Below are 19,208 nucleotides of genomic sequence, written 5' to 3'. Positions count from 1 at the left end.
TCAAGCTCTCCCGCATCCCCTCAGCAAATTTGCATTGTCTGACAGGCACTCATCAGCATCAATGAGGAGAGATGTTTTGTGCCTTCAGGGTCAGCCCTGCGGGTTGAGGGATGAAATCGCAGGAAGAAGGTCATCAACATCATTTACTGTTTTGCTGATCATTCCGTCCACAAATAAATTCCTAAATCGTCTTTCATAGGCTGTAATTGCTATGATGGGCCGATCCTTCGCGTAGGTGAAGCCAATTTCAGCCGCCGTACCGGAGTCGATGTCCTGACCCGTTATCAGCGCAACTGTTAAGTCCGCCGCCTTCAATGCCGTCAGATCAGCATTAAAGATTTTATCCTTTGTGCCTTGGCTCAAATTCGTGCCTTCCAACTCAGAGTCATCAATTCCGGATTGATCCCTATGGGGCAAAAAGCAATTGTAGCCACGCCCTTCCAATTCGGCAGCGATAAGCTCGAGATAGCTTCTCTCATGCGCGTTGAACAATGGGCCTGCGATATATATATTTTTGATCATGCGTTTAAACTCACCTATTTAGGTTAACTATGAACTTATGGAGGGAGATTTAAAAAAGCCAGCCTGCATGGCGGTCTGCGTCCAGTGTTTCAGCGCAGGCATTTGATCGCCCGGACCGGCCCCGGCTCGACACCATCATTTTGACCTGTCCCGGTTCAATGCCGCGGATTTGATGGCACGGGTTGCACCACAGCACACAGACTATGGCACTCAACAGCGGGTGACGTCCGCCAAGTCGCTAGAGGATTTGGACCTCGCCAAAGCCTATGAAAGCTGCATCCCGAATACGGGCCGCTTAAAGCGGCGCAGGTCGATAACAGGGGTGTCGTCGCATATTATATATCATAGGGGTAAAGTAAGATTTGTTGTCAAAACGGCTGTCGTGCCGAGCAAGGCACTTATAATCACCCATTCAACCTGTATGGAGTTGGATAGATGGCGCGCTGCGGATGGATCGCCCGAGCGAAGCGCAGGAACGAACCTAAGTTTATTTGCAGCGGCAAGCACCAAAAGTAAGCCCAGCAGCAAAGTTTTGACAATCAACGCCCGCCCATATTCAGTTTCTATAAGCGCTGCGAGAGATCCAATCAGATGGTAACTCATGTAGATTCCCGCGACAATCAGCCCGGGAACAGTAAACGAAGCGATAACACCAAACTGATGCCCAACGGTCGCAGCCGCAACATAGGTTTTGCCAGATGATGCCAAACGTCTCAGCGGTGTGAGAATGCCAATCCAAAGCGCAATTGCTAACAAGTGTATCAGCAATGTGAGGTCCAAAAGCAAAGCCGCACGGTCAGAGATATGGCCGACCTGGCCGAAAGACCCAACGGCAATGACGCCCCCCAACATGGAAATCCAAATCCCAACGCGCCCAAGGAATAAACCTAGGATGAGAAGACATAGGCCTAAAACACGCGCGATTAACGCTGTACCAACCGGGGTCGCCCATAGGAGGCCGAGCATTTCAGGATCAATCATACCGCTGGCATCACCGGTCAGGTTGGCACCGCGCAGTAAAAACGCAAAAATCGCGGCAATCAGTCCTAAACACGCAAATGCCGCAGCCAGACCATTTGTTCGATCCAGTTGAAATATTCGCGTCGCCATGACCGTCCCGGTTGCCGTTAAAACACCGAGATAAAGTGAAAATTTCGTAATGATGGCCGCCAGACCAAAAATATCAAGCATCATTGTTTTACAGTGAAATTGAACGTGCCATTTAAGGCATGACCATCCGCCCCAAGTCCGCGCCACTCAACCACATAGCTCCCCGGCCCCATATCTTGCATGGGCAAAGCAAATTCTTGAGCAAAGGTTTTCTGTCCGCCTAGATCCACGTTGATTGCGCGACTGTCGGCATGTGATAATGTTACCCGCGTAAGGCGAATATCACCTTTGAAGTCCATCAAAACTTCGACTGGCATTTCCGACACGATTGACCCATTGGTGGGTGTTGTTCCATCGAGGGGGGAGTGGGCCACAGCGGTTGTTGCCCAAATTGCAATAGCTCCGGCGCATAGAATAATCTTCATCGTTAGTCCCCGCTATTTGTTTTGTTACAGACGATCAATTGATCCCATTGGCACGTTGTAATTCTCGAATATAAGTGATGATCATGGTGACATCACCTCTCGTCAAACCTTCAATCGCTAGCATATTACCAAAGCGCCAATGGTGGGCCTGAACACCCAATGCAACGGCCCGTTGAAAGCTCTCGTCAGCGTGATGGCTTGGCTCGTAAATCTTATGTATCAAAGGTGGCGCTAACCCATCCTTGCCTGCCGCGTTTACGCCGTGGCAACTCGCGCATTTTGCTTCAAAACCAAGTTTGCCGATCTGAGCGTGCTGTGACAGGCTGTCAGGCAACAAAACCATGGCCAGCGGCGCAGCTTCGACGCTTTCGACATGGTCAAAAGCGCTCGTTTTTTCTCCATCCGGCCAAAATGAATAGCTAAGGACAGCTGCGACCACAAAAGCCGAAATTATGATGGTAGGTTTCATAAAATGATTTTATGTTGCTTTGCATTAAAAATAAAGGTTTTTATAGATTTAAGGACGTGAGCAGCCTCACTTAAGTGGTCCAAGAAAGTTTGTGCATGATTGGCCTTTGGTCCATCGGTGTCGTGGCTTCGGACGTAGGCGCTCGTTCTCTTTTTGTAGCCGCTTCAGTTCCTTAAGTTGTTCTACACCCATTCCGCCGCACTTCTTCTCCAAATATTCCGTGATCACCTTCAACCTGCCCTGCCCGCGTTACCTAAATTTAAGCGAACACCATCCCTAGCGCCCCTCCCACAAAACTTACAGATCCGGCATGTCTTTGGATAATATACGCAAAGCCATGGCGGCCAAAAATATCAATCCAGCAGCACCCCAAATAAGGGGTGCCGCAGCCAACCAACTTTCTGAACGCGCAACGACAAAGCCCACAAGTGGCGCGCCGATCAATTGCCCAATTGCTGAGGCCTGTACCAATCCAGCGTTGATAAATGTTCGCACAGATGGCGCGGCCGATAGCCGTGGAATAGCCGCAAAAAGGGAGCTGGGCACGAAGCCGGAAACAAAGGACAACAGAGCTGACGCCGCAAGTCGCAGCCCTATAGGCGCAGCCTCCGCCAACACAAGAGGAGCCAAAAGCGCCAATCCCACAGATGCGGTACAAATCAACGCCCAAGAGGCGACACCGGCGCGGTGCAAAATACCAGAGAAAAAATTCCCCCCGGCATTCAGCGCAATGAAAATCGCCGTTACTGCCGCAATTTGAAACATGTTGTCCGTTGACAACTCTCGAAAAATCTTTGGTAGAAAATTCGCAAAAACATAATATTGCGCCGAATATACTGCAAAACAGCTCGCCAGAACGGTCAGATAAAGCCAGCCATGGAGGCCCATCTGCGGTACAAAGGGCACTGTTTTGATGCCAGAATGTCTCTGCTGCACATCCAACCGCGCAATAAGCCAAGCCATGCCCAAAAGCGCAATGGCACTCACCACCCAGACGACACGCCAACCGAAGATCGGCAAGATCACAGCGCTGATGAGCAACATCACGCAGGTGCCCAGTGGCAAATACATCGCCCAATAGGCCATCGCTGCGCTGGCCTGTCCTTTCGGCGCCAATTGCCCAATGAGCGGCGGCAGGCATAAAACGCAAAGGATGAACCCAAGCCCCTCAAAAGCGCGGGTCACAAGCAGCCAGCTCACATCTGGGGTCATACCGCCCAAAAGACTGGCGCACATGCTGATCATCAACCCCGACAAAAGCATGGGTTTGAGCCCGAAAACCGACAGCGTAAAGGACAGCAGCACGGCGCAAACCGCGCCCATAACCGCAAAAAGCGATGCGACCCAGCCAGCCATAACCAAGTCAAACCCAAAGTCACTTTGTAAATAATTCAGGCTCAGAGGGATTTTACCAATCTGAAAAGCCGCGACCACCCCAGTGGCCACCAAAAGCGCCACCGGCCGCCAGCTTTCCACCGGTACAGCCCTTCGTGGAGGTTTCAATGATCGTCCGTCTTTGGGGCCCTGCATTAATCAGCCCTATTCTACCGGCGGCGTTCCGTGCGTATGGAAGGTCTCAATGGTTTTTAGCCCCCAAGCCTGCCCCTTTTTGCGCTCGCTCTCAGTCCAAACCACCGGCTCCCAATCGGGCGCCAAAATCAACCGAGCACCGGAATTTGCAAGTTCAATCCTATTGCCGGCAGGCTCCCAAATATAGAGAAAAAATGTGCCTTGGATGGCATGTTTATGGGGACCGGTTTCAATGTGAACACCATTTTCAAGGAAAATATCTGCGGCCCGCAATATATCCTCACGTTGATCTGTGGCATATGTGAGATGATGGAAACGGCCTGTGCCCGCGCCATGTTCTTCCGTACAGGCCAAATCATAGGTCTTATTATTCACGGTAAACCAACATCCACCGATCCGGCCATTGTCGAGCTGGATCATTTCTGTGACCCGGCTGCCAAGGCAGGTTTCCATAAATCGTTGAAATTCTTCAACATTGGCTGCCAAGAGGTTCAAGTGATCCAGGCGCCGGGGCGCGGCACCGCGTCCGTGATAGCGCTGAGCAATATTTTTTAGCGCTGGCTTTTCTACATCTGGGGCATGGTAACGCTGCGTCTCCCAGTAAATTTCAAAAACATGTTCGAAAGGATCTTTGAAGCGAAAGGCGCGCCCATGTCCCGGGTCGCCATCCACCCATCCGATCACCTCATAGCCACTGGCCTCAATTTTGGCGACACGCGACAGCAAGGCCGCTTCAGAGGAAGCCCGATAGGCAATATGCGCCACACCGGTGGTGTGATGCCGGGTCAGTTTCAAACTGTGATGCTCATAATCATCAAAGGCGCGCAGATAGGCACTCGTTGCATCTTGCTCGGTGAGCGTGAGCCCATAAACGCGCGTGAAAAAATCCAAACTGGCGTCAAACTGATTTGTGTAAAGCTCTACATGCCCCAGATGTGCGATATCATTCATCCGCCTATGCCCCCTGCTGCGAGCATCATGCCCGGTGTTCGCTCTTGTTTGAGGTGAGATCCGATCATGGTGCGCTCCCGGCTCTAGTTAAACATTGTATTGGGCAAGAGGAGTGAAATCTGAGGAAAGGCGATCAAGATCCCCAGCGTCACCAGCATGGCCAGCCAAAAGGGCAAGACGCCGCGGAAGATATCGGCCAAGGCCACTTTGGGGGCCACAGATTTGACGATAAACACATTGATGCCCACCGGCGGCGATATGAGCCCCATTTCTAATGTCAGCACGACCAAAACCCCAAACCAAATGGGATCAATACCCATTTGCAGGACCACCGGGAAAAATATCGGAAGCGTAAGCACCAACATCGCAAACCCCTCCAAAAAACACCCCAGGACCAGATAAACCAAGAGCATCAAGACCAAAGTGCCCAGCACGGGGATATCCAAGGCAATCAGCGCTTCGCCCACATAGGTTGGCACATGGCTGAGGGCGAGGAATGGATTGACCATATGGGCGGCGATCAAGATCAGCATGACCGTAGCTGTGGTCACAACAGAGGCCCGCGCCGCTTGCCAGAACGCGGACAGTGACAGGCTGCGCGTGACGATACCATAGATAATGACAAAGGCAGCGCCCACTCCAGCGGCCTCAACCGGAGAAAATAGCCCCCCATAGATGCCGCCAATGGTCGAGGCAATCACCAATAAAATCGGCAAGGCACCCGTGACTGCGGTCAATTTTTCAGACAATGACCTGCGCAGGCCGGGCGGGCCGGCTTCGGGACGAAACCAGCAGATGATGCTCACCGTGATCACAAAGATGGCTAAGAGCAAAAGCCCAGGAAAGACACCGGCCAAAAATAAGCGACCGATGGATTGCTCGGTTAAAATTGCAAAAATAACAAAGCCCGTCGACGGTGGGATCAAGATTCCCAAGGTCCCCCCCGCCGCCACGACCCCGGTGGATAAACGTGGATCGTATCCATAGCGGTCCATTTCCGACAAGGACACTTTACCCATGGTGAGGGCAGAGGCCACGGACGACCCAGATAGCGCCGCAAAACCACCACAGCCCAAAAGGGTTGCGGATGCCAATCCACCGCGAATATGGCCAATGACGGCATAAGCGGCATTGTATAATTGCCGGCTCATTCCGGTTGTCGAGGCGATATTTCCCATCAGGATAAACAGCGGAACCACGACCAACTCACTGCTGGAGGCGAGCGTGAAGGTTTCCGACGACAAAAGCCCCATCGCTCCATTCCAACCGTTCAATGCCCAAATGCCCAAAAATCCGACCAGAAACATGGCAAAGGCAACGGGAACACGCAGCACCAAGAGGATCAGAAGGGCAACAATACCGCTAAAACCGAGAGCTTCTGCACTCATGAGGCCGTCTCCTTTGTTGAAGGGCGGTCGACCCCAGGCAGGCACAACTCAACCGCACGCAGGGTCATGCCAAGGGCGGTAATTATAGAAAATCCAGCCAATCCCCACTGAAACCATGCTTTTGGCAAGCGCAACAGATTGGTTGAGAGGTTCAACATGACGCTCAACTTAGCGCTGTCGATAATCGCATAGGCAATAAAGGCAAAAACAACAGCGCCCAGAAGCGCGGCCAGAATATCAATTGCTCGGTTCAAGGCGGCGGGAAAGCGCGGCTCAAAGAGATCCACGGCGATATGTCCACGCTGGCGATCACAAAGCGCCATGGCGCCAAAGACCAAAACGACCATCGACATCGAAATCAAATCTTGCGAGCCATAAAGTGGCACGCCAAAACTTCGACCGATCACATCCACCAATATGACACCCACTTCGACGATAAGGCCCAAGGCGCCAAGGTTGGCGGACAAGCCAATCAGCCTGTCCGCCCAGATGCGCAAATGCGCAATCATCTTTATTTGGCCTGCATCGCAGCTTGCGCTGCTTGACCGCCTACCGCATCAACATATGCGCCGGTGACCGGTGCAATCGCCGCCGCAAAAGCCGCGGCTTCCGCTTCAGTCAGGTCAACGAATGTATTGTCATCAAGCAAACGAGCTGCGGCGACACCTTCAATCGCAGTTTCATTCCATGCGTCCTCTGCACTTTTCGACAGGGGCATTCCTCTGACATTGTCCAAAGCCGCGCGATGCTCTGCCGATAGGCTGTCATATTTCTTTTTGTTCATCACCGCGTAGAAGGACAAGCGACCAAGGTTCGCGCCAAAGGTGTAACTGTTGGCAACCTCGTCCAATTTAAAGTCATTCAATGTCGATGAGCCTGTAATGACCCCATCAATCAAGCCTGTTTGCAACGCATTGTAGACTTGGTTGATCGGCATTTGAACAGGCGTCGCTCCTAAAGCGGTGGCAACATCGGCCGCCGTTGCGCCCGCGACCCGCACCTTTAGCCCAGCCAAATCAGAGGGTTTACGGATCACATGGTCTTTCATGATAAACACATTGGGCTCAGACGTCCAAAGAGCGACAGGCACGGTGCCCGGGAATTCGCTGGCGAGGTGATCGCTGTAAGCCTTCCACATTGCCGCATAGCCCGCGTCCTCATTGCTCAACGTGCCGGGCAGCTCGACAATCATGGTTTTTTCAAATTGCGAGCTGGTATAGCCAGGCAGGCCCCAGGCAATATCGGCCACGCCTTGCACGACGCGCACATATTGCTCCACGGGCCCAGCGCCCAATTCACCGCCATGATAGCCGCGCACCGTCAATGCGCCCCCCGTCGCCGAATTGAGATCAACGTTCATTTTCTCGATAACCGAGGCATTCACTGTATGGAACGGTGGGGTAAAATTGGCAAAGCTCAACTCCTCTGAGCTTGCCGGCAGGGCCGCCAATGTTAAGGCGGATACTGCAAGTATATTGGCAAATTTCATCGTCTTTTCCTCCCAGGATCAACTTTTGTTGGTCTTATGTTGGCGCAGCGCCATAACAACACTGCGCCCGTTTTTATCAGTCAGCCTTTGTGCGCCAACTGTCTGCGTAATTCTCTCTTGCGTCCTTGGCATAGGGTGTTGCTGATACCCGCACGCGGATTTCAGTTTGCTGATGCGGTTCTGTAGAGGTTTTGCCGGTGGTTTCCGGTTCGCCCCATTTAAGGGTCAAAACATCCCCAATGTTCACATCCGCCGCCACGACGCCCAGGCTCAAAAAGCAGCGCTCATTGTAGCTGTAGCCATTGAACATGCTCATCCCGACCATTTTGTCGCCTTGCATCACCATATCCGCCGAAGAGGAGGCATAGTTTGGCTGCGGGAAATCGATCCATTTGAATGGCGTACCCTGTTCAAGGCCACTTGCGATGACTTTCAACACATCTTCGCGGTTCCATTCGAACGTCACCTTTTGGCGGTTTGGCGCATCTTTCAATTTAAGCAGCGCGTCCTTGCCGATGAAATTTTCTTTCTTCCAGCCAATATAGAAGCCATAGCCCAGCTCAAACGGGTTGACGTAATAGTCCGAGATCTCTTTCGACACAAAGCTACCACCAATCGAACCAGCCGCCTCATAGCTGTCAGCGCCCAACCAATCACGGTATTCCTGCATCATACCATCGCCGGTGTAAATTCCTGGCAAAGGCGATGGAATCCAGCCGGATTCCAGTGTGTTGGTCGAATAGGCACGGCTGCCCACCTGCACCAGATCAACGCCAATGTCGCGCGCCGCCTGCTGAATGGTGGATTGAATATAGTGTTTGTCGTCATAGGGTCCCCAAATCTCCAATCCTGGTGCCCCGGCCATCCCGTGCCGCAGCGCCTGCACTTTTTTGGAGCCCACATTGATCCAATCCACATGGAAGAACGGAATATCCGCCACCGGGCCACCATTGATTTTTTCAAAAATCGCCGGCGCATCCGGACCTTGGATCTGGAAACGGTGATGGGTGCGCAATACCCGCTCGCCATCCGGGCGGCTGTTGGAGCGCGGATCATGGAATAGGCGCACTTTCCAAGTGCCAATCGCCGCTTGAAACTTCACCCAATTTGCCGTTGGAGCGCGGCCCACCAGGATGAATTTATCCATGCGCTCGCGGAAAATAATCATATCCCCGATGACATGGCCCGCAGGGGTCACAGGCACAAAATGCTTGGCACGGTTGAGATCGAAATTGCCAAAAGCATTGATGCCTACGTAGGCAAGAAAAGCCTCTGCATCTGGCCCCTCGACAATCAACTCATCCATATGGTGCGTTTGATCAAACAGAACCGCAGACTTGCGCCAAGCGGCCTGTTCATTGCGCCAATTGGTATATTCTGGCGCAACCACAGGATAGACATACATGCCGATCTGCGAATTGCGCAGCATATCTACTGCATTCCCGTGGCTTTCGATTTTTGCACTTAAACTTGTCATAGAGTTCTCCAAGGACGTTATTTTTCAGTAAGAAGAGCCAGCCCAGGTACGTTTCTTGCCCGGGCCGGCTTTTGTTCGGTGAGATAGTTAAAATTCATCAAGGCCAGACGCGCGTGTTCGCGCGCCAAAGCCTCCGCACGGCTGCCTTCGCGGTTCTCAATAGCTTCAAGAATGGTGCGATGCTGCCGCTGAGCATGTTTCAAGGACTCCTGAAAATCCGGGATCAATTCCTGATCGCTCAAAAAGGCCGAAGGGGACGCCAAGGGCAGTTGAGCCATCCGGTCCAATTCGCGGATCATGAGCGCACTGCCAGACAGATGCGCAATAATATCATGAAACGCCCGATTGGCACTGACATAGGCGTCAAAATCAATCCCTCCGCTTTCACTCAAGGCCGTGTCAATCTGGCTCAGGATGGATTTCGCATGGGCGAGAAGATCTGGATCCGCGCCGCGCTCTGCCGCCATACGGGCCGCCGTGCCTTCGATGACCCCGCGGATTTGGATCGCATCCGCGATATCTTCTTTGGTAAAGCGCGCCACCCGGCACCCGCCCGTCGAAATCCGATCCAGCAAACCCTCCGCCACCAGCCGATCCATGGCTTGCCGCAGCGGGGTGCGCGAGATGCCCAATTGCTCAGAGACCGCGATTTCAGGCAGACGTTGACCGGTTTTGAATCGACCTGCCATAATCATAGATCGTAGCCCAATCAGAGCTTTTTCCGTTTGATTGAGGTGTTTTGATCCCAATGCCGCCTCCAAAACCAATCTGTCTTACGTTGTTTGCTCTCAAAATTGTATACAATTGTCCCGACATTGAAAGTGATTCTTTAAAATAGACGGAATTTATCGCAAATCTACGACGTCATCGCACAATATTGTATACATTAATCAGGTTTGACGGCCGAAAAAATCCGCGCTTACCCCGACCCGAGCGCTTTGAAAATCAAACTCAATACCATCACAAATAATAGAATTTGGATAATTTCATCAAACCGCTCCGCTGGGAACTTCGATATGATCCACTCACCAAACGGCATGCCTATAAAGATCAGCGCCGTGCCAATCACCCCATATCCCGCCAACTCCAGCGTTAACAATTCGTAGTGCACCAGCAGGGGCATTTGCACCAAAGACATGGCAACAAAGAACATGGAAACCACTGCAATAAAACCAGAGCGTGACAGCTTAATGGCATTCAGAAAGGTTATAGACACAGGCGCCGAGATACCCGCCGCCCCCTGCAACGTCCCAGCAATAAACCCAACCAACGGCCCAACTCGCTTGGCGACTGGCAGAGGAAGGCTCCAATCCGGCTTGACCCTGCGAAAGATCAAATAGGCAATCACAATAGCGCTGAGTATCACAGACAAGAGCGCAGGCGGCAGATATGCCAAGCCCAAAGTGCCCACCCCGGCCCCCAGGAGCCCGGCGCCCGCAAAAATCCGAGCAAAGCTGCCTGTGACTCGATGGCTTCGAAATTTCCAACTTTGCCAAACATTGGACAGGAAATTCGGCACCGTGAATGCAGCCACCGCTGTCGGCACGTCGTAAAGTAAGGAGATGATCGGTATGGCGATTATAGGTGCACCCGCGCCTGTTGCCCCCTTAATCATGCCGCCAAAGTAAAAAGCGAGCACCAAACAAACTATATTCACCCATTCCATCGCTTGCCATCCAACTAAACACCCCAAAGGCTCCGCACCCCCTTGTCGAGGCCGCATACCGCTGCGCTGGCATGGCATATAACTTCAGCCTCATCAATTGATGCCGCGCATAGAACGCACAAAAAGCCCTTAGGTCATTCAATGAATTCACCTCCAGGGATCGTCAAATTGTATACATTATGGTGGTTTTCTTGGCGAATTTCGCGAAAATACGGTAAGAATCACTTGCCGAACAAAATTTCTGTATGCAATCTGACATCACCTCTGCGCATGTTCCGACCACTATGAAAGAAACTCTCCGTGTCAAAACGCAAATTCCACCACTCCGGCCAGGCCCGCTTTTGGACGTCATCTTCAAGGACGAAACCAAAGATGTGTTGCGGGACCCAAGGGTTATCTCTGGCCGGTGACCTGGGCGGTCTTGCGCATAAGCCTCGGCGTCGCGCAGCGGTGGCTTTTCCAGCCTGAAACCACTTCTAGAAAGAGGTTATACGATGACTGATCAAAAATCTGCCCTGGTTGTTTCTGCCCATTCCGCTGATTTCGTCTGGCGCTGCGGCGGGGCCATCGCCTTGCACCAGAAACAGGGCTATGACGTCACCGTGGTCTGTCTTTCTTACGGCGAAAGGGGCGAAAGTGCAAAGCTGTGGAAACAAGACGGCATGACCCTGGAGCGGGTCAAAACCGAGCGGCGGATCGAAGCCGAGACTGCGGCTGCCGCCCTCCATGTGCACGACATCCAATTTTTTGATTTGGGCGACTACCCATTGGAATTGACCCGCGATGATAAATACAAGCTGGTTGATGTGATCCGGGCAGTGCAGCCTGATTTCATGCTTAGTCACTCCAAGATCGACCCCTATAACACCGATCACGCCTATGCGACGCAAGTCGCCCTTGAATGCCGTATGATCGCCCAAGCCTGGGGTCATAATCCTGGGCAAAAAGTGCTTGGAGCGCCGCAACTCTATCTATTTGAACCCCATCAAACCGAACAAATGGCGTGGAAGCCTGATACCTTCCTCGACATCACACCTGTTTGGGATCAAAAACGCGCGGCCATTGAATGTATGCGCGGTCAAGAACACCTCTGGGAGTATTACACCCGTGTCGCCCAACAAAGGGCCAACCATTTCAAACGCAATTCAGGCGGGCAATCTGGTGGCCGCGATTGCAAATATGCCGAAGGGTTCCAGTCAGTGTTTCCCCGCACGATCGACACGTTATGAGCCGCCGCGCGGGCCTCAGTCATCCTGAGCGATACACAGATCAAGGGCCACTTAGTTTGGCAAACGGGCTGACGCAAACCGCAACCGCTTTTGCGCCCCTCAAAAGGAGACACCGACATTGACATCTCTTAAATCCTCCCAAAATCACGGCGTCTTGCCAAAGCTTAAGGGCGCTTGACGTGAACGTGGTTGTCCAGACTGTCGCGCGCGCCGATCCTGAGGTCATCGACAGGCTCGCACGCGCAGGTGTTGCCACGGTCCATGAAGCCCAAGGCCGCACCGGGATGTTGGCCAGCTACATGCGGCCAATTTATCGCGGGGCGAGCATCGCAGGATCTGCGCTCACAATCCTGGCGCCACCGGGCGACAACTGGATGCTCCATGTGGCAATTGAACAAATCCAGGCTGGTGACATTCTGGTTCTGGGCACGACACAGCCATCCGACGCGGGCTATTTTGGGGATCTTCTGGCGACATCGGCAATGGCGCGCGGGTGCCGCGGTTTGATCATCGATGCGGGTGTGCGCGATGTACGGGATCTTGAAGCGATGGGCTTTCCGGTTTGGTCAAAGGCGATTTCAGCCCAGGGCACCATTAAGGAAACCTTGGGATCTGTGAACGTTCCCATAATCTGCGCCGGTGTTGAAGTTGAGGCCGGCGATGTGATGGTCGCAGATGATGACGGAGTCTGCCTCGTCAAACGCAACGATGCGGCTGAGGTGTTGAAAGCCGCTCAAAAACGCCTCGCCAATGAGGAGCTCAAACGCGCGCGATTGGCCAAAGGTGAACTTGGCCTTGATATGTATAACATGCGCGCGCAGCTGGAGGCCAAAGGGTTGAAATATGTCTAGTGGGATCCCATGCATGTGGATGCGCGGCGGCACGTCTAAGGGCGGATATTTTTTGGCATCCGACCTCCCGGCAGACCCGGCGGAACGCGATCTATTGTTGTTGTCGATCATGGGCTCGCCTGATCCGCGCCAAATAGACGGCATGGGCGGGGGCGATCCTCTGACCTCCAAGGTCGCAATCGTCGCACCATCCAGGCGGCCGGGCATTGATGTTGAATATTTATTTTTGCAAGTTTTTGTCGAGGAAGGCCGCGTCAGTGATGCACAGAACTGCGGAAACTTGCTGGCTGGCGTGGCCCCATTTGCCATTGAGCGCGCATTGGTCACCGCGCAAATCGGCGAAACACCCGTGCGCATTTTCATGCAAAACACCAGCCAAGTTGCAATCGCGCGTGTTAAAACGCCAAACAAACGCGTCACCTACTCTGGGGATGCCCGCATTGACGGCGTTCCTGGCACATCTGCGGCCATAGCCGTGACGTTCGAAGACACAGAAGGATCCAGCTGTGGCGCAGTTTTCCCGACCGGGCAGCCCATAGATACGATCAACGGCATTGAGCTCACCATGATCGATAATGGCATGCCCTGCGTACTGATGCGCGCAATCGACCTCGGGCTAACCGGTACAGAGGCGCCGAGCACGCTTGAGACGAACGCAACCCTACGTGCGCGCCTCGAAGCCATTCGCCGCATCGCCGGCGCCCGCATGACTCTCGGCGATGTGGCCCGCAAAACGGTCCCAAAGGTGACGATTATCTCACCGCCCCAAAATGGCGGCGCCATTACCACCCGAACGTTCATTCCCCACACATGTCATAAAGCCATTGGCGTTTTGGGCGCTGTGAGTGTCGCGACGGCCTGTCTCACAAAAGGCACCGTCGCAGAGGCCTTGGCCGAATTTGATGCAACGGATCTGATGACCCTGTCCATTGAACATCCAAGCGGCGAAATGACAATTATGGGCCGCACTGAGAATGGTCAGCTCGTCGACATCGAAGTCTTGCGCACCGCCCGAAAACTGATGGATGGTGCGGTTTTTGCGTCCAGCAAAAATGTTGCAACATAAAACTAGACTCTCTGGACTATATCAGGTCCAATCGAAAAAAAAGGGTCCGGACGCGAATGAGGCCCACGGCCAGCCCAAATTGTTGGTCGTTTGTTTAATTAGTCACCTGGGAGGACATAATGTTCACAAGAACTCTGAGAAAACTTGCCACAGTCGCGACGGCTATGGCTCTCTTTGCATCGGGCGTACAAGCGGCCGATGTTATAAAAATTGGCGCAATTGCACCCAAAACGGGCGGTTTGGCCGGCGGTGCGGTGGTGACGCAATGGCCCAATGTTGAATTATGGGTTAACCAAGTCAATGCGCGCGGCGGTTTGGATGTCGGCGGCAAAATGATGCAAATTGAGCTGATTGAATATGACGATAAAACCAATCCTGGCGAACATATCAAACTGGCTCAACGCCTTGCGACACAAGACAAGGTCGATTTTATCGTGGCGCCCTATGGCACCGGATTTAACATTGCGACCGCGCCCATTTACGGAAAATTTGGCTACCCAATGATCGCCGTATCAGCCATCACCGATAAAATGGAAGAGCTGACACAGCGTTATCCAAACCTGTTCTTTACCCTCGGGACAACAACGGCATTCGTGCAGGGCGTGACCGAAATCTTGGTCGAGCAGCGCGCCGCAGGCACGATTGGAAATGAGGTTGCAATGGTCAACGTTGCCGATGCCTTTGGGATTGAATTGGCCGACCGCGCGCGGGAACTCTTCGCAGCAGAAGGTTTTGACATTGTTTATGACAAATCTTACCCCCTGGGCACTCCAGATCTTTCACCGGTTATGAAGGGCGCGAAAGAGAGCGGTGCAAAAGCCTTTATCGCCTGGTCCTATCCACCCGACAGCTTCGGTTTGGCCGAGCAAGCGATCATCGAAGATTTGGATGTAAATGTCTATTATTCCGCCGTTGCAACGAGTTTTCCAGCGTTTAGCGGTGTTTACGGCAGCAAAATCAATAATGTGCTTGGAGCCGGCGGAACCAATGTAGATGATCCGGCAATCGCAGCCTATCGCGCAGCACATTCTGAGATTACCGGCAAAACTGCGGACTATTGGGCCTCTGCCAATACCTATGCGGCTTTGCAAATTTTGGAACAAGCAATCGTCGGCGCTGCGACTTTGGACCGCGACACGGTCACGCAATATATCAAGGATAACAGTTTCGACACAGTGATGGGCGATTTGAGCTTTAAGAACAATTTTTCCGATACGTTTTGGTCAGTTGGCCAATGGCAAGACGGCGTATTTCGAGGCGTTAAAGGATCCAACGTCGAAGGTGCCGTTGATGTCCGCCTAAAAGATGGCTGGAAATAATATAGAGCAAATCCCCGGCGCGCCGACCGCGCCGGGGAGAAACAAGCATCATGCAAATCATCGATATAATTATTTCGGGCCTCCTGCTTTCAGGCACCTATGCGCTGGTCGCTATGGGTTTGAATCTACAATATGGGGTCGCGCGCATTATGAATCTCGCAAATGGCGAGGTTTTGGTCTTTGGCTCATTGGCCGCATTTTGGCTTTACACATCAAGCCAGATTAGCCCGCTTTTGACGATTTTGATCGTGATACCCATCAGTTTCATTGGGAACCTTTTAATTTATAACCTTTTATTGGCTCCCCTGGTGCGCCGCTCCAAATCTAGGGGAGCGCTCGAAGTGGATAGCATTCTGGCAACCTTCGGCATGTCCTTCATCTTGATTGGCATAATGACTTCCATAGAGGGTGGCTTTTTCGCCTATAAATATCTCAGCGAGCCCATCCAAATTCTCGGGTCAACAACCTCATTGAGCCGATTGGTGGCGTTTTTAATCGCCACATTGATCGCCCTTGTGCTGTATCTGTGGCTCAATAAAACACGCTCCGGCGTTGCGGTTCGCGCCGTCTCTGTGTCGACCGAAGCGGCAGGACTGGTGGGCATCAATGTGCCAAGACTATCGGCCGTCGCCTTCGCCATAGGTGGAGCGATAACGGCCGTCGGTGGCGCCCTGATTTCGACCTTTATCACGCTGGATGCATCCATCGGTGTGGTGTTCACGCTTAAGGCGCTGATCATCGTTATCATGGGCGGCGTCGGCGAAATTCGCGGTGCGATCATTGCGGCCATTATTCTCGGAATTGTAGAAACCACCGTGGCCACATTGGTCGACCCTGGCCTGACCTTGGCTGCTGCTTACTTCATCTTCGTTTTGATCTTACTGTTTCGCCCGCAGGGCCTGTTTGGAAGGCGCAACACATGAAAGCCTCAACTGTTCAAGAATTGATCATTGCAGCAATCCTTGCGTTTTTAGCAGCGCTTTGGCCCTTAGTTGTGGATATTTATTGGCTGGGCATTGGCGTTGATGTCATGATGTATGTCGCGCTGGCCACATCCTGGGTCCTCTTTTCCGGGCCAACACATTACATCAGCCTCGCAACAGCCGCTTTTTTCGGCATTGGCGGTTTTTTGGTGGGCTCAGGCATGAGTGACTATGAGGCCAGTTTTTGGTCCATGGCGGCTTTTTCGGCCTGTGTTGGGGCGGTTTTAGCGGCGTTGATTGGGCTCGCCACGCTCCGCCTCTCCGGCGTCTACTTTGTCATCTTCACCTTGGGCTTGGCAGAAATGATCCGCAATTTGGTCTCCTGGATCCAAAATAACTTTCTGGGATCACGGGGTCTTTATGTCTTTACCGATTTCACCGACAAACATCTCTATTGGATGCTGCTGGGTGTTGCCGTGGCGGTCTATCTTTTAGGCTGGATCATCAGCCGATCTCGGCTGGGTTTTGCACTTCGAATTATTGGCGGTGATGAAACTGTGGCGCGGCATGTCGGCATAGATACAGCCACGGTCAAGGTGATCCTATTCACCACGACCGGATTTTTCGCTGCGCTTGTCGGCGCCATCATTGCCCCACGCTGGAGCTATATTGAGCCCAACCAAGTCTTCTCACCACAATTGAGCTTCTTTGTGGTGATCATGGCACTTTTGGGCGGCGCAGGCCGGCTTTGGGGGCCAGTTGTCGGGGTCATCCCCTTCTTGCTGATTTGGAACTGGGTCGACACGAACTTTCCCAACCAATCCATATTGGTGCTGGGCATTGCCTTTTTGGTGATTGTGTATTTCCTTCCCCATGGCGTGGTTGGACGGCTTGAACAATTGCGCATCTGGTCGAGGACTTTGAAATGAGACACAAGACTCAATCTGTGCTCTCTGTGCAAGGCGTGACCAAACGCTTCGATGGGCTGGTGGCTGTCTCGAAAATGTCTTTTCATGTAGCCGCGCAGGAGATGGTTGGGGTGATTGGCCCGAATGGCTCTGGCAAAACCACAATGATGAATTTGATTTCTGGCGTCTACACCCCAAGCGAGGGGGGGATTTCTTTGCACGGGCGCCAGATCTCTAATCTGCCACCGCAACACATTTGCCGTGAAGGGATCGGACGCACCTTTCAACTGGTACGCCTTTTGCCGGGCCTTACTGTTTTAGAAAATGTCAAAGCCGGGGCGGTGTTTGGGCATAAACGCCGCTGGGGTCGCGATGCAGATCAATTCGCCTTGGAGATGCTGGAGCGCGTCGGCCTAGAGGGGCAAAGCCATGCGCCCATTTCTACGCTCACATATATTGATCAAAAGCGTGTTGAACTGGCGCGCGTATTGGCCGGGGAACCCGAAGTTCTCCTTTTGGATGAATGGCTCGCTGGTCTCAACCCAACGGAATTGGAAACTGGAATCCAACTTATTCATGATTTGCGTGATGAGGGGAGAACTGTCGTGATGGTCGAACACGTAATGGATGCCATCAGATCGCTGTGCGACCGTTGTGTGGTCATGTCTTCCGGGACCAAAATAGCCGAAGGCACACCCGAAGAAGTCCTGTCCGATAAAGAAGTCATTAAAGCCTATCTGGGAGATGACAATGCTTGACGTGCGAGGGCTCAGCGCGGCCTATGGGCAACATCCAGCTTTAAATGAAGTGTCACTCAGCGTTGGACCCGGTGAAATTGTGGTCATTTTGGGGGCCAATGGGGCCGGGAAATCAACTCTGCTCAGAGCTATTGCCGGAATATGCGAAGGCCGAGTTTCCGGCCAAGTGATGCTGAATGGCGCATCGCTTACCGCGCTCAACTCAGATCAAATTGTTGAGCAAGGCGTGGCGCTGGTGCCAGAAGGGCGGGCAATATTTGGCGATTTGACGGTCAAGGAAAATTTGCTACTCGGCGCCTATTCCGCCCGCGCCCGCGCCGATGAGGGGCAAAATCTTGAGCGTGTCTTAAATCTCTTTCCCAAATTGATTGAACGGCAAACTCAAATCGCGCGTACCATGTCTGGTGGCGAACAGCAGATGGTGGCTATCGGCCGTGCAATGATGTCAGCGCCGGATATATTAATGCTGGATGAACCCTCATTGGGCCTATCTCCGCTATTGTGCCGGGAATTGTTCCAAAACCTTGCTGTCGTCAAAGATCTGGGCATTGGCGTTTTGCTGGTTGAACAGAATGCCAAACAAAGTTTGGCCATCGCCGATCGCGGATATCTACTGGAAAACACCCGTATCACACGCGAAGACAGCGCGGCGCAGTTGCGCTCCGATCCCTCAGTTCAAAAGGCATTTTTAGGGGCTAACAACACTACGCGCAATCAGCCGCCGCCTCAGACGATTGAGACGCAGCCTGTGGAGCCGCGCTTTACCCCAGGCCCGGCTTTGCCGCGCAGGAGCGCCGAACAGCTGATTGGAGGCTCGATTGAGGATCTCATTTCTTCAGCCAGCGAAGCATCGACGCGGGCCTTGACCTCTCCGTCAAGCAGCAGAGTTAAGCAGGCAGAAAAGGTGGCGCAATCGCGCCTGGAGTCCGTGTTGAAAGATATAGAATCCGCCGCCGCCGCCGCTCGCCGTCAGAGGCCGGCCTCGCGCCCGACCTACGTCGCCTCTCCATCGCCACAGCCCGTGCCACACGAAGACGGCCCACCTCCGCCTGTGGTTGAAATTTACAAACGCCCGCACGTCGAAGTCTTTCGCAGACGTCCATCGGGCCAATTTGAAAGGGAGTAAC

At 52.9% G+C, this 19,208-nt stretch carries 21 protein-coding genes; 9 read left to right on the top strand and 12 right to left on the bottom strand.

From position 1 onward, the window contains the following. Nucleotides 1–90: 90 nt before the first annotated feature. The 12 genes from RCA23_RS04335 to RCA23_RS04280 all read right to left on the bottom strand — a co-directional run bounded on the left by RCA23_RS04335 (nucleotide 91) and on the right by RCA23_RS04280 (nucleotide 11,000). Nucleotides 91–522 (bottom strand): nucleoside 2-deoxyribosyltransferase, encoded by a 432-nt coding sequence (locus RCA23_RS04335; RefSeq protein WP_052377034.1) that lies wholly within the window; start codon nucleotides 520–522, stop codon nucleotides 91–93. Nucleotides 523–864: 342 nt separating this feature from the next. After that, the gene (locus RCA23_RS04330; protein WP_236631393.1) at nucleotides 865–1,716 is read right to left on the bottom strand and encodes a CopD family protein; all 852 of its coding nucleotides are present in this window, start codon (nucleotides 1,714–1,716) and stop codon (nucleotides 865–867) included. Beyond that, nucleotides 1,713–2,057, bottom strand: a complete 345-nt coding sequence (locus tag RCA23_RS04325; protein WP_044049250.1) for a copper resistance CopC family protein — start codon at nucleotides 2,055–2,057, stop codon at nucleotides 1,713–1,715. The genes RCA23_RS04330 and RCA23_RS04325 overlap by 4 nt, the downstream gene beginning before the upstream one ends. Nucleotides 2,058–2,091: 34 nt before the next feature. Further along, a complete protein-coding gene (locus RCA23_RS04320) occupies nucleotides 2,092–2,526 on the bottom strand; it encodes a c-type cytochrome (protein WP_044049249.1) in 435 nt (144 codons plus the stop codon). Nucleotides 2,527–2,823: 297 nt separating this feature from the next. Then, nucleotides 2,824–4,056, bottom strand: a complete 1,233-nt coding sequence (locus RCA23_RS04315; protein WP_081870890.1) for an MFS transporter — start codon at nucleotides 4,054–4,056, stop codon at nucleotides 2,824–2,826. Between the two features lie 9 nt (nucleotides 4,057–4,065). Further along, on the bottom strand, nucleotides 4,066–5,007 hold the full coding sequence (locus RCA23_RS04310) for a VOC family protein (RefSeq protein WP_044049247.1): 942 nt from the start codon (nucleotides 5,005–5,007) through the stop codon (nucleotides 4,066–4,068). Between the two features lie 83 nt (nucleotides 5,008–5,090). Beyond that, nucleotides 5,091–6,395: a TRAP transporter large permease gene (locus RCA23_RS04305; protein ID WP_044049246.1), complete on the bottom strand. Its 1,305-nt coding sequence runs from the start codon at nucleotides 6,393–6,395 to the stop codon at nucleotides 5,091–5,093. Beyond that, nucleotides 6,392–6,904 carry a TRAP transporter small permease gene (locus RCA23_RS04300; protein ID WP_044049245.1) on the bottom strand — a complete coding sequence of 171 codons (513 nt, stop codon included), beginning with the start codon at nucleotides 6,902–6,904 and terminating at the stop codon, nucleotides 6,392–6,394. The genes RCA23_RS04305 and RCA23_RS04300 overlap by 4 nt, the downstream gene beginning before the upstream one ends. A 2-nt stretch (nucleotides 6,905–6,906) precedes the next feature. After that, complete coding sequence (locus RCA23_RS04295) at nucleotides 6,907–7,884, bottom strand: TRAP transporter substrate-binding protein (RefSeq protein WP_044049244.1); 978 nt, start codon at nucleotides 7,882–7,884, stop codon at nucleotides 6,907–6,909. A gap of 76 nt (nucleotides 7,885–7,960) precedes the next feature. Then, the gene (gene ligM, locus RCA23_RS04290) at nucleotides 7,961–9,361 is read right to left on the bottom strand and encodes a vanillate/3-O-methylgallate O-demethylase (RefSeq protein ID WP_044049243.1); all 1,401 of its coding nucleotides are present in this window, start codon (nucleotides 9,359–9,361) and stop codon (nucleotides 7,961–7,963) included. 17 nt (nucleotides 9,362–9,378) lie between these two features. Continuing rightward, entirely contained in the window at nucleotides 9,379–10,056 is a 678-nt protein-coding gene (locus RCA23_RS04285; protein WP_081871010.1) for an FCD domain-containing protein, read from the bottom strand. A gap of 224 nt (nucleotides 10,057–10,280) precedes the next feature. Then, nucleotides 10,281–11,000: a TSUP family transporter gene (locus RCA23_RS04280; RefSeq protein WP_169701326.1), complete on the bottom strand. Its 720-nt coding sequence runs from the start codon at nucleotides 10,998–11,000 to the stop codon at nucleotides 10,281–10,283. A gap of 311 nt (nucleotides 11,001–11,311) precedes the next feature. Between RCA23_RS04280 and RCA23_RS16835 the strand changes: the two genes are divergently transcribed. The 9 genes from RCA23_RS16835 to RCA23_RS04240 all read left to right on the top strand — a co-directional run bounded on the left by RCA23_RS16835 (nucleotide 11,312) and on the right by RCA23_RS04240 (nucleotide 19,207). Beyond that, nucleotides 11,312–11,437, top strand: a complete 126-nt coding sequence (locus tag RCA23_RS16835) for a hypothetical protein (protein ID WP_268870337.1) — start codon at nucleotides 11,312–11,314, stop codon at nucleotides 11,435–11,437. A gap of 84 nt (nucleotides 11,438–11,521) precedes the next feature. Next, complete coding sequence (locus RCA23_RS04275; protein WP_044049242.1) at nucleotides 11,522–12,256, top strand: PIG-L deacetylase family protein; 735 nt, start codon at nucleotides 11,522–11,524, stop codon at nucleotides 12,254–12,256. A gap of 179 nt (nucleotides 12,257–12,435) precedes the next feature. Continuing rightward, nucleotides 12,436–13,107 (top strand): 4-carboxy-4-hydroxy-2-oxoadipate aldolase/oxaloacetate decarboxylase, encoded by a 672-nt coding sequence (locus tag RCA23_RS04270; protein WP_044049241.1) that lies wholly within the window; start codon nucleotides 12,436–12,438, stop codon nucleotides 13,105–13,107. After that, nucleotides 13,100–14,173: a 4-oxalomesaconate tautomerase gene (locus RCA23_RS04265; protein WP_169701325.1), complete on the top strand. Its 1,074-nt coding sequence runs from the start codon at nucleotides 13,100–13,102 to the stop codon at nucleotides 14,171–14,173. The genes RCA23_RS04270 and RCA23_RS04265 overlap by 8 nt, the downstream gene beginning before the upstream one ends. A 119-nt stretch (nucleotides 14,174–14,292) precedes the next feature. Next, entirely contained in the window at nucleotides 14,293–15,492 is a 1,200-nt protein-coding gene (locus RCA23_RS04260) for an ABC transporter substrate-binding protein (RefSeq protein ID WP_044049239.1), read from the top strand. Nucleotides 15,493–15,542: 50 nt separating this feature from the next. Further along, nucleotides 15,543–16,415, top strand: a complete 873-nt coding sequence (locus tag RCA23_RS04255; protein ID WP_044049238.1) for a branched-chain amino acid ABC transporter permease — start codon at nucleotides 15,543–15,545, stop codon at nucleotides 16,413–16,415. Further along, nucleotides 16,412–17,344, top strand: a complete 933-nt coding sequence (locus RCA23_RS04250) for a branched-chain amino acid ABC transporter permease (RefSeq protein WP_044049237.1) — start codon at nucleotides 16,412–16,414, stop codon at nucleotides 17,342–17,344. Before RCA23_RS04255 ends, RCA23_RS04250 begins: the two co-directional genes overlap by 4 nt. After that, entirely contained in the window at nucleotides 17,341–18,081 is a 741-nt protein-coding gene (locus tag RCA23_RS04245) for an ATP-binding cassette domain-containing protein (RefSeq protein WP_044049236.1), read from the top strand. Before RCA23_RS04250 ends, RCA23_RS04245 begins: the two co-directional genes overlap by 4 nt. Next, complete coding sequence (locus RCA23_RS04240; RefSeq protein WP_044049235.1) at nucleotides 18,074–19,207, top strand: ABC transporter ATP-binding protein; 1,134 nt, start codon at nucleotides 18,074–18,076, stop codon at nucleotides 19,205–19,207. The genes RCA23_RS04245 and RCA23_RS04240 overlap by 8 nt, the downstream gene beginning before the upstream one ends. The last annotated feature ends 1 nt before the right edge of the window (nucleotide 19,208 follow it).

This window comes from Planktomarina temperata RCA23, from assembly GCF_000738435.1.
GTDB lineage: Bacteria > Pseudomonadota > Alphaproteobacteria > Rhodobacterales > Rhodobacteraceae > Planktomarina > Planktomarina temperata.
This window is presented reverse-complemented; position numbering and strand designations above follow the sequence as displayed.

Bases quoted from the DNA above. Each gene is read 5' to 3' on its own strand.
- RCA23_RS04325 (WP_044049250.1), bottom strand. From the start codon at position 2,057: ATGAAGATTATTCTATGCGCCGGAGCTATTGCAATTTGGGCAACAACC.
- RCA23_RS04260 (WP_044049239.1), top strand. From the start codon at position 14,293: ATGTTCACAAGAACTCTGAGAAAACTTGCCACAGTCGCGACGGCTATG.
- RCA23_RS04305 (WP_044049246.1), bottom strand. From the start codon at position 6,395: ATGAGTGCAGAAGCTCTCGGTTTTAGCGGTATTGTTGCCCTTCTGATC.
- RCA23_RS04300 (WP_044049245.1), bottom strand. From the start codon at position 6,904: ATGATTGCGCATTTGCGCATCTGGGCGGACAGGCTGATTGGCTTGTCC.
- RCA23_RS04255 (WP_044049238.1), top strand. From the start codon at position 15,543: ATGCAAATCATCGATATAATTATTTCGGGCCTCCTGCTTTCAGGCACC.
- RCA23_RS04335 (WP_052377034.1), bottom strand. From the start codon at position 522: ATGATCAAAAATATATATATCGCAGGCCCATTGTTCAACGCGCATGAG.
- RCA23_RS04265 (WP_169701325.1), top strand. From the start codon at position 13,100: ATGTCTAGTGGGATCCCATGCATGTGGATGCGCGGCGGCACGTCTAAG.
- RCA23_RS04320 (WP_044049249.1), bottom strand. From the start codon at position 2,526: ATGAAACCTACCATCATAATTTCGGCTTTTGTGGTCGCAGCTGTCCTT.
- RCA23_RS04250 (WP_044049237.1), top strand. From the start codon at position 16,412: ATGAAAGCCTCAACTGTTCAAGAATTGATCATTGCAGCAATCCTTGCG.
- RCA23_RS04330 (WP_236631393.1), bottom strand. From the start codon at position 1,716: ATGATGCTTGATATTTTTGGTCTGGCGGCCATCATTACGAAATTTTCA.
- RCA23_RS04240 (WP_044049235.1), top strand. From the start codon at position 18,074: ATGCTTGACGTGCGAGGGCTCAGCGCGGCCTATGGGCAACATCCAGCT.
- RCA23_RS04315 (WP_081870890.1), bottom strand. From the start codon at position 4,056: ATGCAGGGCCCCAAAGACGGACGATCATTGAAACCTCCACGAAGGGCT.
- ligM (WP_044049243.1), bottom strand. From the start codon at position 9,361: ATGACAAGTTTAAGTGCAAAAATCGAAAGCCACGGGAATGCAGTAGAT.
- RCA23_RS04245 (WP_044049236.1), top strand. From the start codon at position 17,341: ATGAGACACAAGACTCAATCTGTGCTCTCTGTGCAAGGCGTGACCAAA.
- RCA23_RS04295 (WP_044049244.1), bottom strand. From the start codon at position 7,884: ATGAAATTTGCCAATATACTTGCAGTATCCGCCTTAACATTGGCGGCC.
- RCA23_RS04285 (WP_081871010.1), bottom strand. From the start codon at position 10,056: ATGATTATGGCAGGTCGATTCAAAACCGGTCAACGTCTGCCTGAAATC.
- RCA23_RS04310 (WP_044049247.1), bottom strand. From the start codon at position 5,007: ATGAATGATATCGCACATCTGGGGCATGTAGAGCTTTACACAAATCAG.
- RCA23_RS04275 (WP_044049242.1), top strand. From the start codon at position 11,522: ATGACTGATCAAAAATCTGCCCTGGTTGTTTCTGCCCATTCCGCTGAT.
- RCA23_RS16835 (WP_268870337.1), top strand. From the start codon at position 11,312: ATGAAAGAAACTCTCCGTGTCAAAACGCAAATTCCACCACTCCGGCCA.